This is a genomic window from Streptococcus sp. HMSC10E12, from assembly GCF_001807855.1.
Lineage (GTDB): Bacteria > Bacillota > Bacilli > Lactobacillales > Streptococcaceae > Streptococcus > Streptococcus salivarius.
The window spans coordinates 11,347-17,092 of the sequence record NZ_KV791095.1; the positions used below are offsets into that span (position 1 = coordinate 11,347).

A 5,746-nucleotide genomic window follows, 5' to 3' on the forward strand; every position below is an offset into this window, starting at 1 on the left:
GCTAAAGCTGATAACTCATCAAACCTTGATGTGAACGCTACTACCACTGCAAATGTGGAAACTACCGCAGACCTCGTAGAAACTAAGGTTGTCGAAGCTCCTGCTACTACTGAAAATTTAGGCACCACTCAAAGCACTACAAATGTCTCAGAACAAGCCACAACTTCTGCTGCAAGCTCTGAAGTTGTCAGTGAAACTGCCTCAACAACTGCAAACGAAAGCCAAACTCCTACAGAATCAGTTGCAGGCCAAACACGTGAAGCCGTAACTACAGACCGAGCTGCCAGCGAGACAGCTTCAGTACCTAATGAAACAAACGTCACTGGTGGTCAATACTATAGCGACGACCAAGGCTACTGGCATTACAAAGATGCTAGCGGTAAAGACCTGACTGGACCACAAACTATTGATGGCGTTAAGGTCTACTTCAATCCAGGCGGTGTTCAGGTTAAAGGGGGATTTGGCTGGGACGGTCACTATTATGACAAAGACTCTGGTGCTCTTGTTACTAATAAATTTGTTGAAGAATATGGTAGAACCTATTACGTTGATGAAAATGGTAATAAGGCAATTGGTTCTAAAGAAGTTAATGGAGCGTGGTATTATTTTGAGCAGTATGGTGAACTAATTAAAAACAATTTTGCTCCTGATGGCCGTTATTATGACAAATATGGTAAACAAGTGGATTTCGGAACAAACCGCTATTTCGAATTAAACGGGGAATGGTACTATGCTGGAAATGATGGTGCTATTTTAAAGGGACCACAAACCATCGATGGTGTTAAGGTTTACTTCCGACAATACGGAGCTCAAGTCAAAGGATATTTTGTCAAAGATGAGGGGGATAATAAATCTCGATACTACGATAAGGATACTGGTGCTCTTGCCACCAATCAATATGTTATCGCTTATAATCCTTACAAACATCGAAATGAACGTTATTATGTTAACGACCAAGGAATTCGGTTAACTGGTCCTCAAACAATTGACGGTAAACAAGTCTACTTCGATACCTACGAGGGAAGCCAGGTTTTCGACAATTTTGCTGACGATGGTTACTTTTACGATCAGGACGGAAATCGTGTTGATCTTGGTGCCAATCGTTATGTTCAAATCAGAGACAATTGGTACTATGTCGGTAACGATGGAAAAATTTTAACCGGTGAACACATTATTGATGGAGCTCACGTTTATTTTGAATATGGAGGTAAACAAGTTAAAGGAGATTTTGACTATAAAAATCAATTTCACGATAAAGACTCTGGAACTTTAGTTACTAATCGTTTCGTTACCGTTAATGACAAGACCTACTTCATTGGAGCAGATAGTAAGGCTATTAAAGGAGCGACCGTCATCGACAACATTGAATACTTCTTTGACGAAAAAACTGGCGCTCAGGTTAAGGGAAATTTCGCAAGTAACAAAAAATATTATAACAGTACTACTGGTGCTCTCGTAATCAATAGTTATGTCCAAGTCGACAAAGACTGGTACTACGTAGGCAATGACGGTAAACGGCTTAAAGGTTCTCAAACCATTAACAATGTTCCTGTATACTTTGACCCTTATGATGGTAAACAAGCCAAAGGTGTCTTTGGTAATGATGGCTACTTCTACGACAAAGATTCTGGTGCTAAAATAGACCTTGGTACCAATCGCTACGTTTACATCAACGATAACTGGTACTATCTTAATGGAGAAGGAAAAATCCTTAAAGGCGATCAAACCATCGACGGGGTACAGGTTCACTTTGATCCATATTATGGTAATCAAATTAAAGGAGAATTTACCGATAGTAATGGGCATGCGGTTAAAGCAAACTCCTATACTAGCCCAGTTAAGTACTATGATAAAAATTCTGGAGCTCTTGTAAAAGGTCAATACTTTAGCCATGATGGTAAATGGTACTATGCAGATGCAGAAGGTAATATCCTTAAAGGCTCACAAACCATCGATGGGGTACACGTTTACTTTGACTATAATGGTGTACAAGCTAAAGATACTGTTCTAGATGGTTACTACTACGATAAAGATAGTGGAGCACGAAAAGAACTCCCTCGTGATCAGTTTATTAAGATTGGTGACGATTTATACTACATTAGCAGTAATGGACGAACTGGGAATATAACTATTGATGGTAAGGATTACTATGTTGGTCGATATGGTAGAGTTCTTCGTGGTTCCTTTAACGTATACCAAGAGCCACCTTACTATGATGACGAAACTGGCGAAGCTGTGAAAAAAACTGGTTTTGTTAAATCTTATGGTCGTTGGTACTATATAGAGGAAGACGGAAAAAAAGCAAAGGGCCTTAAAGAAATTGATGGTAAGCTTTATTTCTTCTCTAACAATCCAATGAACAAATACGAAACAAACGAACAAGTTCGTGGACAATTAGCTAGACCTTACTTTTATATTTCCTTCCCAAATAGAGCAGAAGACAACCCAACTTACTACTTCGATGCTGAGACTGGAGCTGCTGTAACCAACCAATTCGTCTATGCAGATGGACACTGGTACTACTTCGGTAACGATGGAAAGGCTCTTCTATTTGATCAAGTCATCAATGGTCAACACCTCTACTTTGATTATGAAGGTAAACAAGTTAAGGGCGATTTCGTTACAGACTACAAGGGAACTCGTTATTATGACGAAAACTCTGGTGAGCTCGTCACCAACCAAACACGTACCATCAATGGTGTGACTTATCACTTTGATGAAATTGGGCGTGCGAAGCAATTATAAGGATTTTAGTAAAATAGACTAAGTTTTTCTCGCAGATATCTATACTAGAGGAAGTTGATTAATTTTAACTTCCTTTTTAAAATCCACGAAAATAATTTTTGTCTGCTTTAAGAAAACTTTAGGCTTTGCTTTATATACTATAACCATCCTAAAACTTTTCTTTTTCATAATCTCCTAAATCCAGGGCGCAGGTCCTGGATTTTTTTGTTTTTTGATAATTGTTTGAATTACTAAGAACTGGAAAAATCTCACCTAATAGCCAGAAAAATAGATGTTATTCTCTTTTATCAATCTCTTCACATTAAAAGAAAGCCTTTTTATTTTTAATATTGAAAAGGCTTTCTTATTGCATTATAATATAAATTAAAAAGGGGAGGTATTTGTTATGGAAACAAATAATAAGGTCAAACATCAAACATCTAAAAAGTATCTTATTGCATTTTCATGTGCATCAGCTCTTGCAAGTTTTGCGCTTATTGCAGGAGTTGCTTTTGCGGATGAAGTAACTACTGGTGAAACACACAAGATTGACACAACAACAAGTGTTATTGCCAATGTTGAAACAACAGCAGACTTAGTTGAAACAAAGGGTATTGAAGCAATATCTTCTGCTGAAAGTTCAACAGGTGCTCCAGAGTTAGCAAGTTCGGAAAACGTTAGAGAAACGGCTTCAGCAACCACTAGTGAAAGTCAAGCACCTACTGAAACAACAACCGTTGAAGCACACGCAGCTTCAACAAGAGACAGTGTAACTAGTGAAACAACTACAACAACTCCTGTTATTAATGAGAACGTAAACATTACAGGTGGTCAATATTACAGTGACCAAAACGGTAAATGGCATTACCGAGATGCCAATGGTAATGACCTGACTGGACCACAAACTATTGATGGGGTTCAAGTCTATTTCGATAAAGAAAATGGCGTGCAAGCTAAAGGCGTTTTTGCAAAGGATCCTAATAATGCTAAAAAACTAAATTTCTATGACAAAGATTCTGGTGCCCTTCTCAAAAGTCAATTTATCGTAACCTACAGCAACGATACGAAACAATATGAACGTTACTATCTAGATGATAATGGGAACCCCGTGTACGGTGAGTATCGAATTAATCGTAGATCAGTATACTTTGATGATAAATCCGGTACTCAAATCATTGACCGCTTTGCTCCTAATGGACACTTTTACGATCAGGATGGTGTTTTCGTTAATTTAGGAACCAATCGTTTTGTTGAAATCAAAGGAAAATGGTATTATCTCAATAATAGCGGACAAATCATAAAGGGTAGCCATATCATCAATGGGGCTCAGGTCTATTTCGATGAAAATGGTATTCAAATAAAAGGTGATTTCGATAAGGAAAACCGCTATTATGATGAACACACTGGTAAGCTAGTAACTAACCGTTTCGTAACAGTTAAAGACAAAAACTACTTTATCGGCGCAAAAGGTATCCCCGTGAAAGGTGCTACTCTTATTGATGGTAAAGAGTACTATTTCGATAATAAGACCGGTGCTCAAGTGAAAGGTGACTTTGGAGGTAATGGTAAATACTACGATACTTCAACTGGTGCACTCGTGACCAACCGTTATGTCAATGTAGATAAATATTGGTACTATGTGGATGCTGAGGGCAAACCACTAAAAGGTTCACAAACCATAAATAATGTTCCTGTCTACTTTGATTCTTATTATGGTCGACAAGTGAAAGGTGATTTTGGAGACGATGGTTACTACTATGATAAAGACTCTGGTGCGAGAGTCACACTTGAAAAAAATCGTTACCATAATATTAATAACCATTGGTATTATGTCGGTTCAAATGGCAAAATCCTTAAAGGGGACCATGTCATCAATGGTGTTCAGGTACATTTCGACAAGGTATTTGGAATACAAGCTAAAGATGACTTTGTAGATAAAGATGGCATTAATGTTCTCTATGATAGCTTTGTTGTCTTTGGTACCCCAGTTAAGTATTACGACAAGGATACTGGTGAACTTGTTAAGGGGCGTTACTTTACAAGTCGAGGTAAGTGGTTCTATGCAGATAAGCAAGGTAATATTCTAAAAGGTGCTCATACCATTGATGGTGTCCCTGTCTACTTTGACGACCACCTCGGAACACAATTCAAAAACGTAGTTAAAAACGGCCACTACTATGATAAGGATACCGGTGAACAGAAGGAAGTCCCACGGAACCAATTTGTTCATGTTGATAATGGTCTCTTCTATTATGATAAAGATGGAAAACCACTTTCTGATTCTCAAACCATTAATGGTGTAACCTATTCGTTCTATGAAGATGGACAAGCCCGTCGAGGAACTTTTGGACCTTACGGTTCTGGACCTTTCTATGATAAAGTTACTGGGGCTGCAGTTAGAGAAAAAGGCTTCCATCAAGTAGGCCCTCAATGGTACTATACTGATGAAAATGGTAACAAACTTTTAGGTCTTCAAAAAATAGATGGTAAACTCTATTACCTTGATAATACCTGGTCAGTTAGCTCAGTTACTGGTTTTCTCGCAAAAGATGAAGTGCTTAGTCCTGAGCAAAAAGAATCATCTAGATATCCTCATACATCTAGCAGTACTATTATCAAACCTAAACTCTATAGTTACTACTACTTCGATGCTGAGACTGGAGCTGCTGTAACCAATCAATTCGTTAATTGGAAAGGCAACTGGTACTACTTCGGTAACGATGGTAAGGCTCTCCTCTTCGATCAAGTCGTCAATGGTCAACACCTCTACTTTGATTATGAAGGTAAACAAGTTAAGGGCGATTTCGTTACAGACTACAAGGGAACTCGTTATTATGACGAAAACTCTGGTGAGCTCGTCACCAACCAAACACGTACCATCAATGGTGTGACTTATCACTTTGATGAAATTGGGCGTGCGAAGCAATTGTAAAATAAGTCCACTAATCGACTAAAATTATTCTTACTAGTCATACAGATAAAAAAACAAACAAAAAGCCAAAATCAGCATGCTGATTTTGGC

2 protein-coding genes are annotated in these 5,746 nt (G+C 38.2%); both read left to right on the forward strand.

Going from position 1 to position 5,746, the window contains the following annotated elements:
- Positions 1–2,745 (forward strand): glucosyl transferase (locus tag HMPREF3112_RS06175; RefSeq protein WP_256262670.1); only part of this gene is annotated, 2,745 nt, incomplete at its 5' end.
- Between the two features lie 385 nt (positions 2,746–3,130).
- Positions 3,131–5,656: an N-acetylmuramoyl-L-alanine amidase family protein gene (locus HMPREF3112_RS06180; RefSeq protein ID WP_070438693.1), complete on the forward strand. Its 2,526-nt coding sequence runs from the start codon at positions 3,131–3,133 to the stop codon at positions 5,654–5,656.
- Positions 5,657–5,746 lie beyond the last annotated feature (90 nt).